General features: G+C 69.0%; 2 protein-coding genes. Both read left to right on the top strand.

Annotation, left to right across the window (positions count from 1 at the left end):
• Window positions 1-184, top strand: a 184-nt coding sequence (locus tag QSK17_RS35765) for a transposase (RefSeq protein WP_285711138.1), incomplete at its 5' end; no start/stop codon positions are given.
• Window positions 177-439: helix-turn-helix domain-containing protein (locus tag QSK17_RS35770; RefSeq protein ID WP_285711139.1), on the top strand; the 263-nt coding region annotated here is incomplete at its 3' end. The genes QSK17_RS35765 and QSK17_RS35770, both read left to right, overlap by 8 nt.

Genomic DNA, 439 nt, shown 5'->3' on the forward strand with positions numbered 1-439 from the left:
CCAGTTCAAAGGCTTCACCTCCCACCACCTGCGCGCCGAGTTCCCGCATCTGCGCTCGCAGCTGCCCACGCTGTGGTCGCGGTCGTACTTCGTGGCCACGGTCGGCGCGGTCTCCGCGCAAACGGTGCAGCGCTACATCGAGACGCAGTACGAGCGGCCCACCAAGGGCGGTGGCCGTGCGTAGGTCGTACAAGTTCCTGATCCGCCCCACCAGCAGGCAGGCCGCCGCACTGGCCGCCTGCCTGGAAGACCACCGCCAGCTGTACAACGCCGCCCTTGAGCACCGGCGTGCCGCCTACCGCAAGGCGGGCGTGAGCGTCCGGTACGGCGAGCAGTCGGCCGAGTTGAAGCACATCCGGGCTGAGGACGCCGGAGGTCAGGGCCGCTGGTCGTTCTCCTCTCAGCAGGCCACGCTGCGGCGTTTGGACAAGGCGTTCGC

Source organism: Microtetraspora sp. NBRC 16547 (assembly GCF_030268965.1).
Taxonomy (GTDB): Bacteria; Actinomycetota; Actinomycetes; order Streptosporangiales; family Streptosporangiaceae; genus Microtetraspora.